A 22,385-nucleotide genomic window follows, 5' to 3' on the forward strand; every position below is an offset into this window, starting at 1 on the left:
CTCCTCCTTACATCATCTTGTATAGACAAGTTATGAGAAATTAGGGAAATCACTGCACGCGGCATCGAGCATTACTGTTACCTGAAGCCCATTTGCCTTGATCGGCGCGCATGGCAATCGGTAAAGCGCCCGACGCCGCCGGTCACGCGTCAAAGAACTTCAAGGCGCCCGTCTCGAGGTTGTACATGGCGCCGACGATCTTGATCTCACCTTGCTGATCGAGTCCGGCGAGAACAGGGCTGTCGCGACGAATGTTTTGCACCGTCAGCGCCACGTTCGTACGTGCAACGGCGTCCACGAATGCGTAATTGGACGCCGTGCGTTCGCCGTCGTACTTTGTCTGATCGACGGCCGGTTTGATGCGATCCAGCAAAGCGGTCAGATTGCCGAGTTCGACATGGGCAATGGCGCCTTTTATTGCACCGCACTTGGTATGTCCCATCACGACGACCACCTTCGCCCCGGCCAGCTTGCACGCGAACTCCATGCTTCCGAGAATGTCGTTGTTTTCGATGTTGCCCGCCACGCGGCAGTTAAAAATGTCGCCCAGCCCCAGGTCCATGATGACTTCGGCCGGTGCGCGCGAATCGATGCAACTGAGCAGGACCGCCGCCGGATACTGGCCGGACGCGCTTGCTTTCTGCTCGCGCAAATAGTTTCGTGCCTTGCGTTCGCCTCGCTGAAAGCGCGCGTTGCCTTGCTTCATCTCGTCGATGATCGCCTCCGGTGTCATGCGATCGCGCTGCGCTTTGGTCAGCGCATCGGCGTGAGCGGGCGAGATGAAGGCAGGCGCGCTGGCGAATCCGAGCGCGGCGGCGCCGGCGCGTTGCAGGAAGCGGCGGCGCGCGGAACAGCCGCACAGCGATGCATATCTAAACGCGTTGGGCATGGTCGTCGGTCCTGGTGAACGTGCAGGGGAGAGGGCGCTGCTTCACTATAGGTCCGGCAAGGCGGGGAGGGAAGGAAAGACGCCAGGCGCCTACATCGCGCCGCCAACACATACAACGTCGCTCACCTTACCAACCGTGCTTCCGCATCGCGAAGTGCTGTCCGCAATCCTTCTTCGACCACAGGATGATAAAAAGGCATCGCCAGCATTGCATCGATCGTCAGGTTCGCCTGTAGCGACCACGCGAGCAGATGCGCGATATGTTCGGCATCCGGTCCGATCCATTCTGCTCCAACGAAACGACGCGTCGCACGATCGACATAGACGTGCATGAGCCCACGATTACGCAGCATGACGCGGCTGCGTCCTTGATCCTCGAAGTCTGCTTCGCCCGTCACGAAGCTATCGGCAGGAAGATCGACGTGCCTGGCGCCTACCATCGCAATACCAGGCTCGGTGAACACGACCGAAATCGGTGCGCGGCGCACGAGTGGTTCAAGCACCGGAAAATGAGCGGCGTTTGCACCTGCCGTCCGACCTTCGTCAGCGGCCTCGTGCAACAGTGGCAACACGCCGTTGGCATCGCCCGCCATGAACACAGGATGCGTGCCGACCTGCAGAGTCCGAGGATCGAAGACAGGCACGCCACGCGCATCCACGCCGAGCGTCGTGTTCTCGAGCGACAGACCGCCGACGTTGGGCGCACGCCCCGCCGTCACAAGAACATAGTCGAAGCTGTCGTCGACCAGATTGTTCGCGCCGTCACGATAACGCAGGTGAACGACTTCGCCCTCGCGGGTGGCCGCCTCCACCTCCGCGTTCGGCTCGAAGCGAAACGAGTCACTGAAAACGCGGTGCGCGTAGTCACGTATCACGCCGTCAGTGAGAGGACCCACTCGGCCCCGCGCGCCAAGCAAGGTGACATCGACGCCGAGCCATGCCAGCGCCTGGCTGAGTTCCAGTCCCACCACGCCTGCACCGATCACGGCAATTTTCCGGGGCAAGTCCGTCCATGCGAAGACATCGTCATTAACGATGGCGCGATCGCCGAGGGCGCGATAAAGCGCAGGCAACACAGGCGATGACCCCGTCGCGATCACGACGCTTCGCGCTTTCACGCGAGTGTGATCGCCTACCTGAAGCAGGTTATCGTCGAGAAAACGCGCGTAACCAATGAGACGGTCTTCTGCTGCGATCTTTTCGGTTGAATCGACGACGAAGCCCACGAATCGATCACGCTCACTACGAACACGCGCCATCACCTCACGGCCGTCGATGCGAACCTGACCGTCTATGTGAACGCCGAACGGTGCAGTGCGGCGCGCTGCGTGGGCCGCTTCGGCTGCCGCGATCAGCAGCTTGGACGGCATACAGCCCACGCGCGCACAGGTCGTCCCGTATGCTCCGCCTTCGATGAGTACTGCACGCGCACCGGCGGCTTTCGCTGCCCGGTATGCAGAGAGCCCGGCCGTGCCGGCGCCAATCACAGCGACATCAGTAGAAAGCGTGATCATGATGCATCTCCATAATAATGCGCTGCCGTGCTCGGTGAAATGATTGGCGGCTGCGTCCAAGAGAATCGGGTTGCGTTGCCTGAGTTCAATGTAATGTCAATGGTCCGCGACGGGAACGCTCGACCGTCTCAACAAAACACTCATTCGGCTCATATGGACTTGCTCGGTCTCCTGCCGCGATGCGGATGCGCTTTGTCACTCGCGTGCGGGCAACTTCGCCAGCAGTGGTCCAAGACCCTCGACGATCGTCAGATGAGAGATCACGGCATCCCTGAGCTTCGGAGCCGATCATCGTGAAGCCTTGCGTTTCGTCCGTCGCTTCGGTTCGCAGCACATTGCTCATCGGTAGTGTCGCGATGCGCCCGGGGATGCCGTCGCGCAGCGCATCGGTTTCGCGCAGGCCCACGCGCACGAGCGGCGTGTTGTCGCGCACGATTCGAAAGTCATCGACTCTTCGCCGATTGCCCAGACAACGCGCGCGGACGTTTGCAGCCGGTCGTTGAGGACTTGGACTTGCGCAACTGACGTATCGGGATGTCTTCCGGCAACTGGCCGACAAGTCACTCGTGCAGATCGATTTGACAGATGCGAGGATGGAGGACTTGTCGGTCTGGGCGGTGATGCCGAGCAGGCAATATGTCCAAACAGGGTGAATGTCTTTTTGGGCGCGCTTCAGGAAAAAATCGATCGCTGTGCTGAGTGAAGGAGTCTTTAGCTGAGCGGGAGGTCGAACAAATCGTTTGCCCGCGAAGCGGACTTGTGCGGACGGGCAAAATTATCCGTTAAATAACCTTATGTAAAATCTAAAATCATCCTATGTTCAATCATGCGTTCGACACCCACGGCGCTTCGGATGATTAAGCCACCTGACTCGTCGTTATCGCGCAATACGTCGGCCGCCAATCACTTTCCGTCTGTCAACAACTTCAGCATGAGCGGATTGGTCGCAGCAGTCTTCTTAGACCCTAGTGCCACTGCCGTATAGTTGTTGCCCGCTGCTGCAACGATGCTCACTTCAATAGCGGTGACTGCCGTTCCTGCCGCATTGACTTTGATATCGTAAGTGCCAGCGGGAATAGTCAGATAGTTGCTGATCGCGGCAAATGGCACGTTCGACAGCACCGCTTGATTATTGACGAGTATGTCCACCGGTCCCGCATCGGGAGCCGCATGAATTACCCGCAGTCGTGCCTGTCCGGTCGCAGGAGTCGACGCATCATCGGTCGCGAGAAGCGGTTGAATACTTGCCACGAAGTTCGCAGCGATCGCTGTGTAGAAGCCGTCTCTGGCAAAAGCCGGTGAGACGCTGATTACCGTTGTCGTTGTGCCTGCCGCATTGATCTTGAGGTTATGAGCGCCCGCGGAAAGCGTCAGATAATTCGATGCATTGGGATAAGGGACATTGGCAAGAACCAATGTGTTGTCGATGTACACATCAACATTGGGCGCATCCGGAGATGCATGCAAGATCCGGAGATGCGTGTCCCCCGTATTGTTGTCGTCTCCACCGCACCCTGCGATGACCGAGGCGAAGCAAACCAAAAATATCGCGAGTAATTTAATCACGTCGCACTCCCTATCACGCGTCGCGAGCGGGCGATATTATTCGTTCGACTAAATCGCCTCAGCGGTGCCTGGCTCCTGACAAAGAATATAGACCAGCGATATTCATAAACAAGATAGACAAACTTTGTAATCCGAAGAATTTCGCTGTCCATGTTTATTTTTTGTTCGTCTCAGTCGAACGTACGCCTGTCTTTGAAACCGGTTTAGTAAGCTCTGCTTTGGAATGGGAGAGGCTTCGGCTGACAAGCAAGCGCTCGCCGAGAGGCCCGCCAGAGCAAACCACTTCCCGCACGATTTTGCACGTTTACTTTCTTGTTTATGCACGATATGATCGAGGCATGAACGATGAAATCCCTCTTGGAAGACGAGAAACTATCGCAAGCCGCCTCGCCAATGGAGACGCTGTCGTTGCAGCGACGCTCGCGCTCGAGTTCGAGGTGTCCGAGGATGCGATACGAAGAGACCTTCGAGCGCTCGCGGCAGAAGGACTGTGCCGGCGGGTGTACGGCGGCGCATTACCTATCCCGGTAGATGACGTCCCGATTGCCGCCCGCATCGACAAAGCCCGCGAACGCAAAGCGACGTTGGCGCGGCGCGCCGTTCCCTTGATTCGCAAGGGCGAGTTTGTCTTTATCGACTGCGGCAGCACTAACTTGGCGCTCATCGACCTTCTTCCCGAGGACCACGAATTAACGGTCGCAACGAACTCGATTGACATTGCGATGGCCGTGCTCCGACGTGCAGATCTCAAGCTCGTTTTGCTTGGCGGTGAGGTCGACATTGCGATCGGAGGCGCGGTGGACGCGAACGCAATCGAGAAAGTCTCCATGCTGAATTTCGACCGGAGCTTCATCGGTGCTTGCTCCGTATCGGTCGAACATGGCCTCAGCGTGTTTTCGTCGGCAGATGCATCGTTCAAGCGCGCGGTCATGGCATCCAGCAGAGTCTCGTTGGCCCTTGTGACTTCAGAGAAACTCAATGCGCGAGCACCCTACAGAGTCCAGCCGCTACAGGCTTTCGCGACTTTGATAGTGGAGTCCGGCATCTCGACGCCAGAGCAAAAGCGCATCGCGGAAGCGGGACCGGCCGTGCTGGTTGCGGCAAAGCGTTGACCGCCGCGCAATCCAAGCAAATCCGTCTGAGAGAAGAACCATGTCCGTGAATTCGCCTGCGAGTCGCCTTGCAACACGACTCGCCTTCCTTGCGGCAGGATTCAGCTTATCGTGCTGGGCCCCGCTCGTTCCTTTTGCCAAACAACGATTGGCGGTCGACGATGGTGTGCTAGGCCTTCTCCTTTTATGCCTCGGAATTGGGTCTGTCGTCGCAATGGCCCTCTCTGGCGGTCTCATCGCGAGATTCGGCAGCAAGCCGGTCATCCTCTTCGGAGGCACCGGACTCGCGTTGCTCCTTCCCCTCCTGACGCTGGCGAGGACTGAGTTCGAATTAGGGTTTGCTCTGTTCCTTTTCGGCGCGTCCCTCGGATTGCTCGAAGTGGCAATGAATGTGCATGCGGTCGAAGTGGAAGCGGCATCTGCTCGCCCGCTCATGTCGGGTTTTCATGCGCTATTCAGCGTTGGAGGATTCGCAGGAGCCGGGTTCGTAACACTGCTCCTGTCTCTGAAGGTCAATCCGCTTCTGTGTACGTTGTTAGGTTCGCTAATCGTGTTATTGGCGGTGGTCGTCGCACGGCCCGGATTCCTGCCACCGACCATAAGCGAGAAGCCTCCCTTGTTTGTTGCTCCGCGAGGCATCGTCATTGTGGTCGCCGCGCTTGCAGCGGTCTCGTTTCTTGCGGAAGGTGCACTGCTGGACTGGAGCGCCCTGCTCATCACGAACAAGGAGCTTGTTTCCACCGCGCAAGGCGGCTGGGGATATATGCTGTTCGCGGTCGCGATGACGGCCGGACGGCTCTCCGGTGACGCAATTACCGCGCGGTTCGGCGACAGACTCACGATGTTCTGGGGAGGGATATTGGCGATTGGCGGCTTCGCCGTTCTCTTGACGAGTCCCGTCGCGGTCATCGCATTGAGCGGCTTTGTGCTGATTGGACTCGGGGCATCGAACATTGTCCCTGTGCTGTTCCGTCAAGCCGGCGTGCAAAAAGCAATGCCCGCATCGCTTGCAGTCTCGTCAATATCGATTGTTGGTTATGCGGGATACCTCACCGGGCCGGCAGGAATTGGCTTCATCGCAAAAGAACTCAATCTAGAAAGCGCTTTTTGGCTACTCGCGGCTTTACTGTGTCTTGTCCCGTGTTGCGCTCAACTCGTCACTCAACGTCGAGCTTAAACGGATGAATGCAATGTCTATCGCTCATGTGGCGTTGTGGACCGAAGACCTGTTGGCCAGCGCTCTGTTCTGGCAGCGCTACTTCTCCGCTGATGTCGGAGACATATACCGCAGCAAGCGCCGGCCTGGCTTTACCTCATGCTTTATCACCCTTCCCGATTGCCCGACCAAGATCGAGCTGATGACAGGACCGTGGCTGTCACCTGCGCAGGAACAAGAGCATTTCGGTTGGGATCACATTGCGATTTCATTAAGCAATCGTGATGCGGTAGATGCCCTGGCCGCAAGATGCAAAGCCGATGGGTGCTTGCTATCCGGTCCGAGGTCGACGGGCGACGGGTTCTACGAGGCCGTCATTGCGACGCCCGACGGTACGCGAATCGAAATCACGGTTTGACTGGATGCATGGCGCGAACGGGGCTCTCTGAAGATTCCGTTCGCGCTACCGTCTTTGCAAATTCTTGCTCACCAATAGAGCGCCGGCGACGACAGCCAACCCGATGCGCGACGCCCGCAATATTCGCCGTGCAAACGCGCCATTGATCGCCCAGAAGCGGGAGTTGAACGCCTTTGGTAATCATCGGCTGCCACCCGCTGGTGGCAGCCGTTCTTTTCGGCGTTTCCGGTATTTCATGCTCTCACAGAATTGACCGAAGCCTATGATTGCAGGAAGGCCTTATTTGCCGTGATAGGAAAGCGTCGCCGGGTCGGACTTTTCGAAAATTGGAAACCATGGGCTTTCCAGCGCGCCACCATCGCGGACCGACTGCGCAACTATCCCGTACGTTTTCGATCGGATGTCGTAGCTCCGAATTTGTCCGGTCGTCGTTGGGTCATTTCCGGTGATCGGCACGAACAGGCGACCTCCCGGTCCAAAAATTATCGCCTGTGAGTACGCACGCGGATGGCCGGGTTCCCAGAGCAAGATCTGGTCTATGACCTTCCCCGTGCGAACGTTGAACTTCAGAATGCGGTCGACATCGTTCGGGTCCGCCGCATTTCGGAAACTGGTCACCCACAGATATCCTTGTTTGTCAAACACCAACCCCTCGGGCCGATGGAAGCTCACGCCGCGCGGCACATCCCGGTCAGTCGCGATGACCTCGACGAGCCTACGACTGTACGGGTCGAACTTGAGCAGGTACGCGCTCAGTTGGTCGGGCGTGTCCGAGGCGGGACATCCGCGTGCCGCGACATAGAGCATTCCATCTGGGCCAAAAACGACGCCACGGGGGTAGAAGCTGAAAGGAAATTTCCTGCGCTCAAGTTCGAGCTTGTACAGGAAGGCGCCCTGCTCGTTATACACTCGCACAGACCCTGCGTTCTCAGGTTCGCAAGAGTTGTTGCGAGTGCCCGCGTCGGCCACGTAGTAGGAGTCCGGCTGATATCGGTGGGGCCATCCATTGCTTCCTCCGCCGAAGACGATTCCTTGTGGCGCAAATGGTGCGCCTTTGTCCTGGTAGCTGACCACATAGCGGTCGAAGTCGCCCTGTGGAAACGAGAACTGCATCAGATCGCCGTTCGTGGTGCCGGTTTCATCCATGTTTTGATTGCTGACGATGAGACGGTTCTTCATGACAAGCAGGCCCATCGGTCCATGCAAGCCATTCGGCAGGGCGGCATTGTCGTACGCGATGACGATGGTTTCGCCATTTGTGAGGTTCACCCGCCTGATGAAGCTACCGTCGCCCCCGATATCGCCGACATAAAGGAACTCGGGCGATGGCGATGGTTTTCGGCTTGCGATGTCATCCGCCGCATTGCCCGGCAAGGCAGCGACGAGCGACGCCGTCAGAAGCGCAACCCTGACGCATCTTTTGATGACTTGCGAACGCGTTTGCGAACGAGCTTTGTATTGCGGATATTCAACGGTCAACGTGCTCATCTTGGACTCCGGTCGATGGAGAAAACGTGACGTGACGAAGGGGCCGCCCCCGTAATGGTGGCCGGCCCGCTTGAGTGGAAGTACAGCGGCGAAAGCGCGATAACGGAGCTATGCGATGGCGAGGAGGTTCGTCATCCGTTCGCGCGGGACACTGAACTCAAGATCGGTCGATACGAATGAATCGAACGTTTGATTGATTGTTGCTCCTCAAACACTCACGTTATTCGCATATAAACCGCGAGTTCCGGAGTTAGCGCAGAGCATGCCAAACGCCGATAATCGACCAGCGGCCCGGACATTCGGGCGCGTACCGTTTTTCAATAGCTCATCAGGCGACGACAGATGGCAGGAACCTTTCGGTTTTGATACGCCCCGTTTTCTTTATGCCTCAAGTTTCGAGTGAATGATCGTCGAATTGAAGGGATGAGCGTTGCCTTTGAACGGCTATCGTTGATTTGGGTGAATGCGGGAATGTGTTGCACAACTGAACGATACAAAAACACTTAAAACCACTAAATATCGCCGCGATGTCATAACAGGCGGCGCTTTCAAGGCCTGTTTCAAATGTGATAAGGACGGTTTGGGTGGCGATGAAAATGCTTTCCCTGTCCTTACAAACGAGAGTTAATGTCGCACGTTCGTTATGGTTTTGGGTATGCGCAAGCCGTGATTGCATACCGGCTCATGGGCGCACTTTGCCGGTACTGACTCATTTCTCTTGCACTGCGTTGCTTTCATGAACCGCTATTCCAGGCCCGCAGCGAGTTGCCACTCCTCGAGCGCTTGCTCAAGACCGGTGTAACTCACGGGTTTATGCATATAGCCGTCAAAGGATGGGAAGTCGTTATCTCCCAATTCGGTGCGCCCGGTCATTGCGATCATATAGGCGTCTTGAGATGCACCGTCGAGGCGCAGGCCGTCGCAAAGGTGGCGGCCGTCGCCGTCAGGCAACTCGACGTCCGCCAGAATGACATCGAACGGATGCTCACGTGCCAACTGCCGCGCGATGGCGCAATCATGGGCAACCTGAACTTGATGCCCCATCTTGTCGATCAGCGCGGCGATGCCTGCCGCAAAATCACGGTCGTCGTCTAACACCAGAATTTGCATGGTTCGGCTCGCGTTCGCTTTGGTTGATGGATTTTGCTAGTAACGCAAGGACGATGCCAACAGCGGCTTCGCCGGCCAGTGCCTTTCCCCGCCTGTCGAAGCGATCTCGTTTCAGATCCTTGGGGGCTGCGGATTGGAGGATTTACCACGTGCACCAAGCGCGCTTTTATAAACCCTCAACCCCGCCGCCGATGGATCGATAGAGTTGGCGATAACCCTAGTGTGAATTACACACTGTGCCGTACGCTGTCTGAACCTGCAGCGGGCTTCGACACGTCTGCCACAAAAGGCAAATGAAAGGTTCATGCCCAATTGTCGAGTTCGGCTCGACGAAAAAATTGAGCCGCCTGAGCATGTTTGTGAGCCTTCCGAGTCTACGAGTGCGCGCCCGACGCGCATAGACTTCACTCGGCGTACAAAGTCGATCGCAAACAGGAGGCTCAAATGTCGAACGTCGAGCAATACGAATATGTTTTCCTCGGTGGCGGTAAAGGCGGCAAGACGCTTGCCATGGAGCTCGCCAATGCGGGTCGCCGGGTTGCGTTGATCGAGCGCGGGATGATTGGCGGCTCCTGTATCAACGTCGCCTGTATTCCGACCAAGACCTTGATTCAGCAGGCGCGTATCGCGCACGTCAGCAAAACAGTGCAAGCCGACATGGCGCAGGTCAGGCGCCGGGTGCAGGCAGTCGTCGATGGCATGATCGACGTCAACATGAAAGCCTTTGTCGCGTCGGGTTTCGACTTGCTGCTGGGAACCGGACACTTCGTCGGTCCGCGACGCATTCACGTAGAAATGAACGATGGTTCGGCAAAGGAGCTGGAAGGCGAACACGTGTTCATCAACACCGGCACGACTGCCGCCATTCCGGATATTCCCGGTCTTCGCGCGGCAGCGCCGATGACACATGTCGAAGCGTTGCAACTCGATGCGACGCCCGCGCATTTGATCGTGATTGGCGGCGGTTATATCGGACTGGAAATGGCACAGGCGTTTCATCGGCTCGGCGCGCCAGTCACGCTGATTTAGGCGGCGCCGCGTGTCGCGATGCGTGAGGACGAGGACGTTACTTCGCTCATCGAAGCATCGTTGAAGGAAGAAGGCATCGACCTGCGCGTGGGCGTGAAGCCTGTCAAGGTGACCGGCACATCGGGTCAGCGCGTGGAGGTCGAACTCGATAACGGTGACACGCTCTCGGGCAGCCACCTGCTTGTCGCGGCCGGACGAACGCCCGTTACCCGCACGCTCGGGCTGGATGCGGCCGGTGTGGAAGTCGATGCGCGCGGTTTTATCAAAGTCGACGAGCGGCTCGCCACGACCGCACCGAACACCTGGGCAATCGGTGAAGTGGCGGGTACGCCCATGTTCACGCACGCATCGTTCGATGACTATCGCGTGCTGAAGTCACAGCTTGCGGGCGGCTCCCGGACGACGAACGACCGGGTCATTCCGTACGCGCTTTTCATCGAACCGGAACTGGGCAGGATCGGACTCAACGAGGCCGAGGCGAAGGCACAAGGCATCGCCGTACGCGTCGCCAAGCTGCCCATGGCAGCCGTACCGCGCGCCCGTACCAACGGCGCGACCGGCGGCTTCATGAAGATGCTGATCGATGCCCACTCGGACCACATTCTCGGTTTCACGATGCTGGGCACGAACGCGGGCGATGTCGTGACGGCCGTGCAAATGGCCATGCTCGGCAACCTGCCCTATACGGCTGTGCGCGACGCGATCATTTCCCATCCGCTGATCTCTGAGGGGCTTAATATCCTGCTCGCGAAGGTTCCGCCGCGCGCTAGCGATTGAGGGCGGCGCGCGCAATAAAACTCATTGCTCGCTTTGGTCGATTCGTTCGTTTATGGCGAGATTCAGATGCCGATCGTTCAGATCCATCAACGCATTTTTGACCGTGCTATGAACAAACGAGGAGGAACCGAGTAATTCCCGAACCGTCGCGTCCGTCATTTCTTCAAGGTGATTGTCCGCGACGAAATCAGTTGCGATGCCCCATTCGAACGCTTGCACACCTGCGATGGGACGCGAACGCAAAAGCACTTCCCGCATTCGCGCACTACCGATGATTTTCAAAGCCTGTGACCATCCAAACGTTCCGCCTGGCGAACCGCCTTCTTTAGTTGGGAATCCGTATTGTGTGGTTTCGGTCACGATCCGCAAATCGCACGCCAACGAAAGCGCAAAGCCCGTCCCAAAACAATGACCGCGATTGGCAGCAACCACGGGCTTGCTGCATCGAAGCGGCGCGTTGATATTCCACGCAAGGCGCGCGGGTGCGACATTCGCCTGCTCGCTCTCGAGAGGCGCGTTTCCGGTGTTAGCGAAGTGTTCCCCTTCTGCTCTCAGAACGATCACCCGCACGCTTGAGTCGGCGTCCAGGCGCTCGAACGCAAGGCGCAACTGCTCGAAGTGTCTGGAAGTCAGGCTATTCGAGGGCGGATGGGCAATCACGACATCGGCACGGGAACGTTGTTCGTCGATCTCGACACGGAAACCGTCGTGCCCTTCTCGCGCCGACTGATGATGTCGTACAGATACGTTCATGGTTCCACCTGTCCGGCGGTAGATGGGATACGAGTGGCGCACGTGTTCGGCCCGCATCGGCCAAAGCGTTCGCGTTCCATTGCCAGTTGCCGTCTCCCGGCCCGAGTCGAATACACGAGAACACCGGAAAAGACAGCGGTGACAATCAAATAGATGGGCGGAACAACGCTGCTCTTTGTCCATTCGGTGAGCAGATTGATCGTGAACGGCGTCATGCCTCCGAACAGTGTGACCGCGATGTTATAGGACAGAGAAATACCCGTGGCGCCCGCCTTATAGGGAAAGAGCGCGGACAGCATGCCGGCATGCGGACCCGCGAGCGCCGTCTGGAAAAGCCCGGCGACGAGTTGCATGACAAGAAGCCTATAAACGGAAGGCGCGTCCACGATGAACATGAACATTGGATATACACACAGCGCCCATGCGGTGACGACGGGAAAGAAAATTCGATAAGCACCGTATCGATCCGCGAGCCATCCCGCCACGGGAAAAAGCAGCGCATTCAGTGCCTGAGAAAGGATGACGCCGAGCATCGCCGCTGTGATCGGCAGGTTCAGGTGCGACTCGACATAGGTGGGTAGATAAATAGCCCACAGATAATTCGAGGCGGTGGCTACGGCAATGACGCCTATGGCGCAAACAACACTGTCGGTATTCGACCGGACGAAGCTGCGCCACTGCTTCCACAGCGACCTCCCTGCCAGCGCCCGCTTACGGTATGGTCGCTCGAACCGGCCCATGTTCGATGATCTGGTTTTGAGCACTACGCCCAGCGGCCCGATGATGGACCCCGCCAGAAACGGCAATCGCCATCCCCAGCTTCGCAAGGCGTCATCCGAAAGCTGTGTCAGGAGAACGAAGGCGCAGGTGGCGGCGAGCACAGCGGACAGCGCCTGTGCCGACATATTCAAACTTCCATAAAACATTCTGTTTTCAGCGGGCGCATTATCGAAAATGAGTTGTGATGAAACGCCGAACTGCGCGCCGACTGCCACGCCCTGAATGATCCGCGCGAAGATCATGATGATGGGAGCGGCAACCCCGATCTGGTCGTACGTCGGGCAAACGCCTAACAGCCCGGTCCCGACTCCCATGACGATCATCAAGATCAGGAGGATCCGGAAGCGGCCCAGTCGATCCGCGTACAACGCGAAGATGACTCCGCCCAGCGGCCTTGCAATCACGCCGATCGCGAAGGTTCCAAAAGTGAGCGATAACCCCGCAGCCTCGTTGTGTACCGGAAAGAAAACGCTGGCAATGGTCCGGGAAAGAAATACGTAGGATAGAAAGTCGAACCATTCCAGACTACTTCCGACGACCGATACGACGATTGGGCGCGCGCGCACGACGCTACCCGGAATTTCATCCGTTAAGTCAGCATGTCGAGGTACTTCTCGCCGGGTTGTCATCGGGACCTCTCGGTAACCACATCGCTCCTTTTGCCATAACCATTCGGTTGCTTCCCGCGACTGGAAACCAAGCGCGCGCGGCCACGCAACGGCTCTCGCCTAATCCTGAATTTCGCATATACGTCGCAAAAAACAAGCCTTTTTTTGTTTTGCCTAGCCTAAACAAAACGTTTAGCATTGCCCATGTTTCGGTGACAACGCCTTGCCTCCTTCTGACAAGGTTTCCATGAGCACAATTCGTTTTCTTCGTACCTTTCTCGCCGTCGAGAAGTACGGTTCCATGTCGGCTGCGGCGGACCATGTACGGCTCACGCAAGCGGCCGTCGGGCAGCAAATGCGCGCGCTCGAAGCCGAGCTTCGACGCCCCCTTTTCGACCGGTCGGTTCGAGGCAGTCGAATGACCGCGGCAGGCCGGGCGCTTGTGCCGTACGCGCGAAAAAGGTGTCGATCTACGAGGAGATGCTTCAGACTCAGCCTGAGCAGTCCGAACTAACGGGCACAGTGACGGTAGGAGCAATCGTTTCCGCCACCGGCTTTCTATGCAAGGCGGCATTGACTTTGAAAGAGCGGCATCCAGCCCTCGAATTGAAACTCCTGCTCGGGCACGATCTCGACCTTTGCGAACGAGTCGGAGCCGGTGAAGTAGACGCGGCTGTGGTCGAGCATAGAGAAAATAGCGAGGATCGACCCGGCGTGTGGACTCCGCTTTATGTGGAACCTTTGATCTTGCTCGCCAACAGCCAGGCTGCATCGCGCAACGCGAATGCGGAAAGCTTGCTCGCATCTCAGCCGTTTATCCGGTATGACCGATCGACCACGGTCGGTCGTGAAATCGAGCGCGTTTTGCAGAAAATGCGTATCCGGCCAACGGAGATTCTTGAGGTCAACGCGGTCGGCACCATCATGGATCTCGTTCGGCAAAATGTCGGCGTTTCGGTTATTCCGCAGCTTAAACATGTCGCCTGGGACCGCGAGAAATCGCTGACGGTATTGCCACTCATTGGTTCGACTTCGGGCCGCGTGATCGGAATCTATGAAAGCCTGAAGCAGCCAAGAAACGTCGCCGCGGTTAAGCGGCAACTGCTCCACGAGTTAGGATGAACTTCCCGCACGAATTGCCGCCTCATGCGCCGGCCAGTCCGTCGCCAATCATTCGCGCAGGAACAATGATTCGGTCGTATTGATCCGCGCTGATCTTTCCCGACCGCAGCGCCGCCTCTCTGAGCGTGGAGCCGGTCGCGTCGGCATCCTCGGCGATATGCGCCGCATGCTGATAACCGATCACCGGTGAAAGCGCGGTCACGAGCATCAACGTGTTATCCAGGTAAGCGCTGATCCTCCCTTCATTGATCTCGGTGCCTTCGACCGAGAATGTCCGGAACTTTTCGCAGCCATCCGCCAGAATCGCCGCTGAATGCAGGAAGTTGTTGATGATGATCGGACGCATGGCGTTCAATTCGAAATTTCCCTGACTTCCGGCGAAGGCAATCGCGGTATCGTCACCGAGAATCTGAATGGCGATCATGACCATCGCCTCGCATTGCGTGGGATTCACCTTGCCCGGCATGATCGACGATCCGGGCTCGTTGGCGGGCAGCCTGAGTTCTCCCAGCCCGCAGCGAGGACCGGACGCGAGCCAGCGCATATCGTTCGTGATCTTCATCAATGCAACTGCCGCACCGCGCAGCGCGGCGGAGGCGCGCACCATCGGGTCCAGCGAGCCTTGCGCCATGAACTTGTTCGGCGCGGTTACAAACGGCCGCGACGTGAGTTCCGCGATTTTTGCGGCAACGTTCACGGAAAATCCTTGTGGCGCATTCAGTCCGGTCCCCACAGCCGTCCCGCCGAGCGCCAACGCATAGAGACCTTGCCGCGAATGCGCGATCTCGCCGATGCACGCCCGCAACTGCGCCGCCCAACCCGACCATTCCTGTCCGACCGACAACGGTGTCGCGTCTTCGAGATGCGTGCGGCCCACCTTGATTACGGTCATCCAGCCTTCTGCTTTTTCTTCGATTACTTCGGCAAGCTTATCAAGTTCCGGCAACACACGTTCATCGAGTACGGTCAATGCCGCGATGTGCATCGCCGTCGGAAAGCTGTCGTTCGATGACTGTCCCATGTTCACATCGTCGTTCGGGCCCACCGGCTTTTGCGTGCCCAACGTGCCGCCCAATAACTGAATCGCGCGATTGGAGAGCACCTCGTTCACGTTCATGTTCGATTGTGTTCCCGAACCCGTCTGCCAGACAAAAAGCGGGAAATGATCGTCGAGTTGACCGGAAATGGCTTCGTCCGCGGCCTGAACGATGGCGTCCGCCTTCCACTTCGGCAGACGCCCCGCTGCCGCGTTGACCAGCGCGGCAGCTTTCTTGACGATGCCATACGCGTGGTAGACCTGCTTCGGCATTCTGTCCTGCCCGATGGAGAAATGCTGAAGCGATCGCTGCGTCTGCGCACCCCAATAGCGATCCGCAGGCACGTGCACCTCGCCCATGCTGTCGAACTCGGTGCGCGTGCCTTGCGCCTGTATGCCGATGCTCAAATCACGCATATGAAACTGCTCGCCGCTTTGATCTGCCATGATGTCGATCCGTGTTCGAATACCGCTTCTTCAATTTTCGATGCGTGCGCATTCATTCGGCGTACTGCGCGATTCCCATTCCGAAGGACCAGTTCTCTTTCCTGATTTCCACCAGACTCACGAATACATCTTCCTTTCTGGCGGCGATACGTTCGTGGAGACCATGAGCGATCTCGGCAATGAGCAACTTCTTCTGCTCGACCGAGCGGCCTTCGTTCAACGTCACTTGTATGGCGATGAAACCGTCCCCTCGCGTGATGCCGAGATACGCCCGGTCGAATACGAGACTTTCCGGCGCATGCTCGGTGAATACCTGAAAGCGATCATGTTCAAGCGCGCCGATCTTCATGACCGCCTCGTAAAGAACGTCGCTGATCGCAGCGCGCTTTCGGGCGTCGTATATTCCAGCGATGGTATCGATTCTCACAAAAGGCATGATTGGCTATCCTTTATATTCGCGCGGTCGCGGCTAGATCATCGCGAGACCCAAAGCCGAAGCCGTGCTGGCTCGTATGGAATGACAGGCTTGCGCATCCGTTCGCAAGTCGGTGCCGAAAGTCGGAATGATTTGCCTGAGCCTCGGTAGCCAGCCGTCTTCGGTCAGCTTGTCCTTGAAGCATTGCTTCAATAACTCGATTGCGATGAACGCGGCAGTGGAAGCACCGGGCGACGCGCCGAGCAGCGCCGCTATCGACCTGTCTTCCGCCGCGAGTATCTCGGTGCCGAATTGCAGCGTTCCGCCGCCCTCGCCGTCCGGTTTGATGATCTGCACACGTTGCCCGGCGAGCGCTGCTTTCCAGTCTTCGCGTCTTGCCATCGGAAAGAAGGCCTGAAGCGTTTCGAACTGCTCATGCGGCGTCTGCACGACCTGTCCGACGAGATATTCTTCCAGACGAAAACTATGCGCGGCGACATCGATCAACGGGCCGAGGTTATCGGCGCGAATGGATTGGAAAAGATCGAGATACGAGCCTTCCTTGAGAAACTTGGTGGAGAAGCCCGCGTAAGGACCGAATAGGATTGAACGCTTGCCGTCGACCACGCGCATGTCGAGATGCGGAACGGACATCGGCGGCGACCCGTGTGCAGCCTTTCCGTAGACTTTGACGCCATGACGATGCGCGATCTCCGGGCTATCGCAGCGAAGCCAGCGGCCACTCACGGGGAAGCCGGCGTATCCATCCGCTTCGCGGATACCTGACTTTTGAATGAGCGATAGCGCCGCGCCCCCTGCGCCCACGAACACGAATCGCGCGCGAAAGGCGACATCATCGCCAGTCGACTCGTCGCGTGCTTCCACGCGCCATCTGCCGTCGTCGTCCTGGTTGAGCTCACGCACCTCGTGTCGATAGAACACCGCAACATCCGGCTGCTTCATCAAATGGCGCAGCAGAAGGTGAGTGAGCGTGCCGTAGTCCACATCCGCCCCGGTCTTCATGCGCGTGGCCGCGATCGGCTCGTCGAGTTGGCGCCCCTCGATCACGATCGGCGCCCATTGGGCGATTTGCTCGCGATCTTCGCTATGCTCCATGCCTGCCCAGCAATGATGCGCCGACATGACCTCATAACGTTTTCGTAAAAACGATACGTCATCCTCTCCAATCACGAAACTCATGTGAGGACACGCGCGCACGAAAACCGACGGGTCTGGAATAGCGCCGTTGTGGACCAGATGCGTCCACAGTTGCCTCGACAGATCGAACTCCACGTTGACATCGAGCGCCTTGGAGAGGTCGATCGCGCCGTCTGGCAACTGCGGCGTGTAATTCAGTTCGCAGTTCGCGGCATGACCCGTGCCGGCATTGTTCCAGCCGTGCGAGCTTTCCAGCCCGCAATCGTCGAGTCGTTCGAGCACGGCAAGCGAGATCGATGGATCGAGTTCCTTAAGCAACGTGCCAACGGTGGCGCTCATGATTCCCGCGCCGATCAACAACACATCCACGGATTTTGATGCGCTCGTGTGACTCATTGCCACTTCTCCCGTGTCGCGTTATTGGTTGAGCGTGAAACCTGCATTGACGTCCGACGGAAGGACCACGTAGGCCCGCCGCCATGGCTCATCGCCGATAACCTTCCAGCGATGCCCCGTGCCGCGCGTGTCTTCAGCCAACAGAACATCGCCCGGCCGAATGATGAAGGTCTCGCCGTTGCGCGTCTCGAACTGAAGGGTGCCCCCGAGCGTGAGCACCAGTTGATGCGTCGGTGCGTCATGCCAGTCGAGTGCGTCTCTGGGTTGAGTCTCGCGAAAATGAACGAACGAGGCTGCATAAACAGCGCCGATCGCGTCGCCGTCCTTTCCACCCGGAAGCGACAGAACGCCCTCCTCGAAGCTGGAGCTTCCCGTTTCGTTCGTCCATATGCGTATGCATCTGATCATGCCGATCTCCCGGTTCATCAATTCAGAATGACTAAACTTTCTTCACCCAGACGCCTTGAGCGTTGACGAACTCGCGCATGCCGAAGTGGGACAGCTCTCGTCCATATCCGCTTTGCTTGACGCCGCCGACCGGCAGCTTGGGATTCGAGGCACTGAATCCGTTGATAAAGACGCCTCCGGTTTCAAGCCGTCGCGCGATGTGCGTGGCGCGATCGAGGTCGTCCGTCCAGAGGTTTCCGCTCAGTCCGTACTGGCTATGATTGGCTAACCGGATCGCGTCTTCGACGTCGTTCGCGACGGTCATCGCGGCGACCGGCCCGAAGATTTCTTCGTCGAAGGCAGCCATGCCGGGCGTGACGTCGCCCAACACGGTAGGCTCGTAAAAATAGCCGGGACCGTCGATTTTCCTGCCGCCCAGAAGCAGTTTCGCGCCGCTGGCGACCGATCGCTCGACCTGATCGTGAATACCGTCGCGCAGATCGTCCCGCGCGATGGGTCCGATGGTCGTCTTGTCGTCGAGCGGATCGCCTGCCCTGACCTGCGCCGCCGCTTTCACGAACTTATGCGTGAATTCCTCGGCAATCGCGCGTTCCAGGATGAAGCGCTTGGCAGCGATGCACACTTGCCCCGCATTCTGAAAACGTGCCTCGATTCCAATCTCGACCGCCTTGTCGATATTCGCATCCGCAAGCACGATGAACGGGTCTGCGCCGCCGAGTTCGAGCAGGCTTTTCTTGACGACGCGACCGGCCGTGGACGCGACCGCCGACCCTGCGCGCGTGCTGCCCGTCACCGTCACCGCCGACACGCGCGGATCTTCGATGACTTTCGCGACCGTATCCACGTCCGCATTAAGATTGACGAAAAGATGCTTGGGAAAGCCGCTCGCTTCGTAGGCGTCCTGCAAGGCGTAGGCGCATCCCATCACATTGGTCGAATGCTTGAGGATGAAGCCGTTGCCCGACAGCATGATGGGCCCCGCTCCACGCAGCACTTGCCAGAACGGAATGTTCCAAGGCATGACCGCCAGCACGCTACCGATCGGCAGAAAAGATACGTAGATGCGGTCGCCTCCTTCGGCTTCCACGGGCTCGTCGGCCAGAATGGCCGGACCATGCGAGGCGAACCATTCGAGCGCAGTGGCGCACTTTTCGACTTCACCTCGTGACGACGCGAGGGTCTTTCCCATCTCGCTGGTTGCCAGCCGCGCCAGCGGTTCCGACCGGCTTCTCAGCGTCGCGGCAAGACTGCGATAGCATTCGACCCGCTGTTTGATCGGCGTCACATGCCATTGCCTCGCCGCCACCGCATGATGCGTCAGAAGCGTCTCGATTTCGTCGGCGCTTTGATACGGATACTCTTTGATGAGTTCACCGGTAGCCGGATTTCTCGAAATGGCGGCCGTCTTGGACCTATACAATGAAGACATCTATGTTCTCCAGAGTTTATATTCGGATATCTAACTTTACGTCACATTGAATCCCATGCTACCTGCTTGTATCTTTAGGGATATAACGACGTGCGAAACGACAAAGTCACACACTCTCAACAAAACACGTCGAGTTACTTTGTCGCGACTTCGAATGGTTCGAAGTCCGTATAACCCTTCGCACCGCCGCCGTAATAGGTTTCTGGCGCCGCATGCGCCAGCGGAAGGTCGTGACGCAGTCTTTCAACCAGATCAGGGTTCCCAATGTACGGTCTGCCGAAAGAGATCATGTCGGCATGGCCCGACGCAATTGCCTCCATCGCGAGGGCGCGGTCGTAGCTGTTATTCGCGATGTACTTTCCGCCGAAAGCCGCATGCAGCGCGCGGAAATCGAACGCGCCCGCCGCATTGGCGCCGCGCGTTTGTCCTTCGACGCAATGAAGCCACGCAAGGCCGAACTTGCCGAGCTGTTCCGCGAGAAAGCCGTAGGTCGATTGAGGATCGCTGTCCAGTGGCGTGTCGCCGACCGCGCGCGTGATCGGCGAAAGACGGATGCCCACGCGATCCGCATCCCACATCTGGCAGACGGCTTCGACCGTTTCGACTGCCAACCGCGTGCGATTTTCCACTGAACCGCCGTAGCGATCCGCGCGCTGGTTGGTGCTGTCGCGAATGAACTGTTCCAGCAGATAGCAGTTGGCGCAATGCACTTCTACGCCGTCGAAGCCCGCTTCCTGCGCCCTGTGCGCCGCGTGCCGATAGTCCTGCACGATTGCGGCGATCTCATCGAGTTCGAGCGCGCGCGGCATCGATGGTGCGGCGGGGCCGGCTTCCGTGAAGATTTCATCGCCCGCGCGAATGGCGGAAGGCGCGACCGGTGCGGCGCCATTCTCCTGCAGGCTGGTGTGAGACATGCGGCCTACATGCCAGAGTTGAAGGACGATCCGGCCACCCGCATCGTGAACGGCCCGGGTGATCTTCTGCCAGCCTGCGACATGCGCATCCGTGTAGATGCCGGGCGTGTATGCGTAACCGCGTCCCTGACGCGAGATATTCGTCGCCTCGGTGACGATCAGACCGGCCGAGGCACGCTGTCTGTAGTAGTCGGCGGCGAAGGGCGAAGGCACGCCATCCATGCCGGCGCGCGCGCGCGTCAGGGGCGCCATTGCTATACGGTTGGCGACGGGTATTGCGCCGATGGCGGTCGGCGAAAACAATCCACGCTGATCCATGCTCGAACTCCGTTCATCAGATCGAAGGGAAACCGCGCGTGCGGTCCAATGGCCGGTTTATAGCATTCGCGCCGCGCAAGCGGCGGCGGCTGTTCGATCTCGCAAAAAACGCCAAGGAATATGCAATGACGCGAGTTGCATTCGACTTGAGCGCTTTTCCTTTTCGCACGCGCAGATCGCGTTCTTGAAATGAATCGTGCATCGTCTTTACGCGACGACTCGCTTACGGAGATCATGAGCATGGCAAAGAAACACACTGCCCGGTGCGCTTGCGGCGCGATCACATTCGAATTCGACACGGACCCGGACTTTATCGCCGATTGTTATTGCCTGGATTGCAGAAAGGCCAGTGGCGGCGGAATGGCCACGTGGTTTGGCATTCCCGAAAATGATTTCGTTGTCACCCGCGGCGCACCCAAGGCTTTCCGCTATACCGCCGACTCGGGCAATACACTGGATCGCAACTTTTGTCCTGAATGTGGATCACGACTGTTCACGAGCAAACTCGGCTCGTTTCCCGGTATGGTTTTCGTTCAGTTAGGAAGTCTAGACAATCCCGAAGGCATCGCCCCGAAGATCGAGATTTTCACGAAACGCCGTCTGGAATGGCAAAAGCATCCTGACGTGCCGCAGTTTACGGATATGCCTGCTTGAATGACTTTTCAAGCGCGGCCGTTCGGCTTCTCAAGGAATCAAAGGGCCAATGCCGGTCAGACTTCAGCCTCAGGAAGCTGGCAAAGCTGGTGGTAAAACGTCTGGATATCGGCAAAGTAGAACGGACGAAATGCTCCGTAGACGTTCTTCCAGTCAGGCACGTAGCTTAAGAGGTGTTCCTTGAACTTCGCCGCGAGGTCGACCGCGAAATCTCGACGGACGATCAGAACCGCCGGCACGCACTGCTCATACGAACCAATAACTTTGGTTGTCTGGGCGTTCCCCGGCGTCATCTTCCAGACGTCTTCAAGAATCATCGTGGCGCGGATCGATCCTGCAATGACCGCATCGACCCGGTCCTGCCATCCGGAAACCTGCTGCATCTTGAAGAAGACGTCGATCTTTTTGCCTCTTTCATTCAACATGATCGAAGGCGGAAAGAAGCTGGAAGAACACGACCGGTTCAGATAGCCATAGGTCGATCCTTCGAGGTCTTCCAGCGTGGCGGCCGTGTCGTCCTTGCGAACGACAAGGAGCGTGCGCTGTACGGGTTGGCCAGAAAACTTCGACGTCGCGATGACAAGCCCGCGATAGTATGGATTGCCTTTTCGCATCATGACGCAGAAGCCGGCTCCGGGAACATACGCCATGTCCGGTATGCCTTGCTCGATCGACTGATTCATCGCCGGAAGATCGGTCGTTTCACGGGTATCGACGCCGGCTTCGGAGAACAGGCTCGCCCATGGTTCGGCGGAAATCGGAAAATCCAGATTCTTGTTTAGAAGGAAAGTCAGAGTATGCCGGGTCATGGTCGCCACCTTCTCTACGCGAGGACTTGAGATCGAAGCCCATCTTATGCGCATCGACTCAGGGGCGATAACGAGAACA

General features: G+C 57.9%; 20 protein-coding genes and 2 pseudogenes. 7 read left to right on the plus strand and 15 right to left on the minus strand.

The annotated features are described in order from the left end of the window. Window positions 1–142 precede the first annotated feature (142 nt). From ACZCWR_RS34425 to ACZCWR_RS34440, 4 genes and pseudogenes are all read right to left on the minus strand, one after another. A complete protein-coding gene (locus tag ACZCWR_RS34425) occupies window positions 143–889 on the minus strand; it encodes a carbonic anhydrase family protein (protein WP_487307011.1) in 747 nt (248 codons plus the stop codon). A gap of 122 nt (window positions 890–1,011) precedes the next feature. Further along, window positions 1,012–2,403 carry a dihydrolipoyl dehydrogenase gene (locus tag ACZCWR_RS34430; protein WP_487307012.1) on the minus strand — a complete coding sequence of 464 codons (1,392 nt, stop codon included), beginning with the start codon at window positions 2,401–2,403 and terminating at the stop codon, window positions 1,012–1,014. Between the two features lie 195 nt (window positions 2,404–2,598). After that, window positions 2,599–2,907 (minus strand): annotated as a pseudogene (locus tag ACZCWR_RS34435) (mercuric reductase); the annotation flags it as partial. 399 nt (window positions 2,908–3,306) lie between these two features. Next, complete coding sequence (locus ACZCWR_RS34440; protein WP_487307013.1) at window positions 3,307–3,969, minus strand: DUF4397 domain-containing protein; 663 nt, start codon at window positions 3,967–3,969, stop codon at window positions 3,307–3,309. Between the two features lie 338 nt (window positions 3,970–4,307). On the opposite strand from ACZCWR_RS34440, the gene ACZCWR_RS34445 reads away from it, so the two are divergent. The 3 genes from ACZCWR_RS34445 to ACZCWR_RS34455 are packed head-to-tail and all read left to right on the plus strand — an operon-like array spanning window position 4,308 to window position 6,655. Beyond that, window positions 4,308–5,081 carry a DeoR/GlpR family DNA-binding transcription regulator gene (locus tag ACZCWR_RS34445; RefSeq protein WP_487307014.1) on the plus strand — a complete coding sequence of 258 codons (774 nt, stop codon included), beginning with the start codon at window positions 4,308–4,310 and terminating at the stop codon, window positions 5,079–5,081. A 40-nt stretch (window positions 5,082–5,121) separates the two neighbouring features. Next, window positions 5,122–6,258 (plus strand): MFS transporter, encoded by a 1,137-nt coding sequence (locus ACZCWR_RS34450; protein ID WP_487307015.1) that lies wholly within the window; start codon window positions 5,122–5,124, stop codon window positions 6,256–6,258. 13 nt (window positions 6,259–6,271) lie between these two features. Then, window positions 6,272–6,655, plus strand: a complete 384-nt coding sequence (locus ACZCWR_RS34455) for a VOC family protein (protein WP_487307016.1) — start codon at window positions 6,272–6,274, stop codon at window positions 6,653–6,655. 279 nt (window positions 6,656–6,934) lie between these two features. On the opposite strand, the gene ACZCWR_RS34460 is transcribed toward ACZCWR_RS34455, so the two are convergent. Beyond that, entirely contained in the window at window positions 6,935–8,143 is a 1,209-nt protein-coding gene (locus ACZCWR_RS34460; protein WP_487307017.1) for a hypothetical protein, read from the minus strand. 744 nt (window positions 8,144–8,887) lie between these two features. After that, complete coding sequence (locus tag ACZCWR_RS34465; protein WP_487307018.1) at window positions 8,888–9,253, minus strand: response regulator; 366 nt, start codon at window positions 9,251–9,253, stop codon at window positions 8,888–8,890. A 444-nt stretch (window positions 9,254–9,697) separates the two neighbouring features. Here ACZCWR_RS34465 and ACZCWR_RS34470 point away from each other — a divergent pair. Then, window positions 9,698–11,059 (plus strand): annotated as a pseudogene (locus ACZCWR_RS34470) (FAD-dependent oxidoreductase). A 21-nt stretch (window positions 11,060–11,080) separates the two neighbouring features. On the opposite strand, the gene ACZCWR_RS34475 reads toward ACZCWR_RS34470, so the two are convergent. Both ACZCWR_RS34475 and ACZCWR_RS34480 read right to left on the minus strand, forming a co-directional pair. Further along, window positions 11,081–11,812, minus strand: a complete 732-nt coding sequence (locus tag ACZCWR_RS34475) for an enoyl-CoA hydratase/isomerase family protein (protein WP_487307019.1) — start codon at window positions 11,810–11,812, stop codon at window positions 11,081–11,083. After that, window positions 11,809–13,221 (minus strand): MFS transporter, encoded by a 1,413-nt coding sequence (locus ACZCWR_RS34480; RefSeq protein WP_487307020.1) that lies wholly within the window; start codon window positions 13,219–13,221, stop codon window positions 11,809–11,811. The genes ACZCWR_RS34475 and ACZCWR_RS34480 overlap by 4 nt, the downstream gene beginning before the upstream one ends. 226 nt (window positions 13,222–13,447) lie before the next feature. On the opposite strand from ACZCWR_RS34480, the gene ACZCWR_RS34485 reads away from it, so the two are divergent. Both ACZCWR_RS34485 and ACZCWR_RS34490 read left to right on the plus strand, forming a co-directional pair. Then, window positions 13,448–13,714 (plus strand): LysR family transcriptional regulator, encoded by a 267-nt coding sequence (locus tag ACZCWR_RS34485; protein ID WP_487307021.1) that lies wholly within the window; start codon window positions 13,448–13,450, stop codon window positions 13,712–13,714. Continuing rightward, the gene (locus tag ACZCWR_RS34490; protein WP_487307022.1) at window positions 13,663–14,322 is read left to right on the plus strand and encodes a LysR substrate-binding domain-containing protein; all 660 of its coding nucleotides are present in this window, start codon (window positions 13,663–13,665) and stop codon (window positions 14,320–14,322) included. The genes ACZCWR_RS34485 and ACZCWR_RS34490 overlap by 52 nt, the downstream gene beginning before the upstream one ends. Before the next feature lie 22 nt (window positions 14,323–14,344). On the opposite strand, the gene fumC is transcribed toward ACZCWR_RS34490, so the two are convergent. The 6 genes from fumC to ACZCWR_RS34520 all read right to left on the minus strand — a co-directional run bounded on the left by fumC (window position 14,345) and on the right by ACZCWR_RS34520 (window position 20,843). After that, entirely contained in the window at window positions 14,345–15,805 is a 1,461-nt protein-coding gene (fumC, locus tag ACZCWR_RS34495; RefSeq protein WP_487307023.1) for a class II fumarate hydratase, read from the minus strand. Window positions 15,806–15,857: 52 nt separating this feature from the next. Further along, on the minus strand, window positions 15,858–16,241 hold the full coding sequence (locus tag ACZCWR_RS34500; RefSeq protein WP_487307024.1) for a tautomerase family protein: 384 nt from the start codon (window positions 16,239–16,241) through the stop codon (window positions 15,858–15,860). Window positions 16,242–16,274: 33 nt separating this feature from the next. Next, window positions 16,275–17,774 (minus strand): malate dehydrogenase (quinone), encoded by a 1,500-nt coding sequence (gene mqo / locus ACZCWR_RS34505; protein WP_487307025.1) that lies wholly within the window; start codon window positions 17,772–17,774, stop codon window positions 16,275–16,277. 21 nt (window positions 17,775–17,795) lie between these two features. Further along, the gene (locus tag ACZCWR_RS34510; protein WP_487307026.1) at window positions 17,796–18,200 is read right to left on the minus strand and encodes an AraC family ligand binding domain-containing protein; all 405 of its coding nucleotides are present in this window, start codon (window positions 18,198–18,200) and stop codon (window positions 17,796–17,798) included. Window positions 18,201–18,213: 13 nt separating this feature from the next. After that, complete coding sequence (locus tag ACZCWR_RS34515) at window positions 18,214–19,611, minus strand: NAD-dependent succinate-semialdehyde dehydrogenase (protein ID WP_487307027.1); 1,398 nt, start codon at window positions 19,609–19,611, stop codon at window positions 18,214–18,216. 134 nt (window positions 19,612–19,745) lie between these two features. After that, window positions 19,746–20,843 (minus strand): alkene reductase, encoded by a 1,098-nt coding sequence (locus ACZCWR_RS34520; protein WP_487307028.1) that lies wholly within the window; start codon window positions 20,841–20,843, stop codon window positions 19,746–19,748. A gap of 240 nt (window positions 20,844–21,083) precedes the next feature. Here ACZCWR_RS34520 and ACZCWR_RS34525 point away from each other — a divergent pair, with 240 nt between their 5' ends. Then, on the plus strand, window positions 21,084–21,497 hold the full coding sequence (locus ACZCWR_RS34525) for a GFA family protein (RefSeq protein WP_487307029.1): 414 nt from the start codon (window positions 21,084–21,086) through the stop codon (window positions 21,495–21,497). A gap of 56 nt (window positions 21,498–21,553) precedes the next feature. Here ACZCWR_RS34525 and ACZCWR_RS34530 read toward each other — a convergent pair whose 3' ends face one another. Continuing rightward, window positions 21,554–22,306 (minus strand): phosphate/phosphite/phosphonate ABC transporter substrate-binding protein, encoded by a 753-nt coding sequence (locus ACZCWR_RS34530; protein WP_487307030.1) that lies wholly within the window; start codon window positions 22,304–22,306, stop codon window positions 21,554–21,556. Between the last annotated feature and the right edge of the window lie 79 nt (window positions 22,307–22,385).

The organism is Caballeronia sp. A2-2, assembly GCF_057612605.2.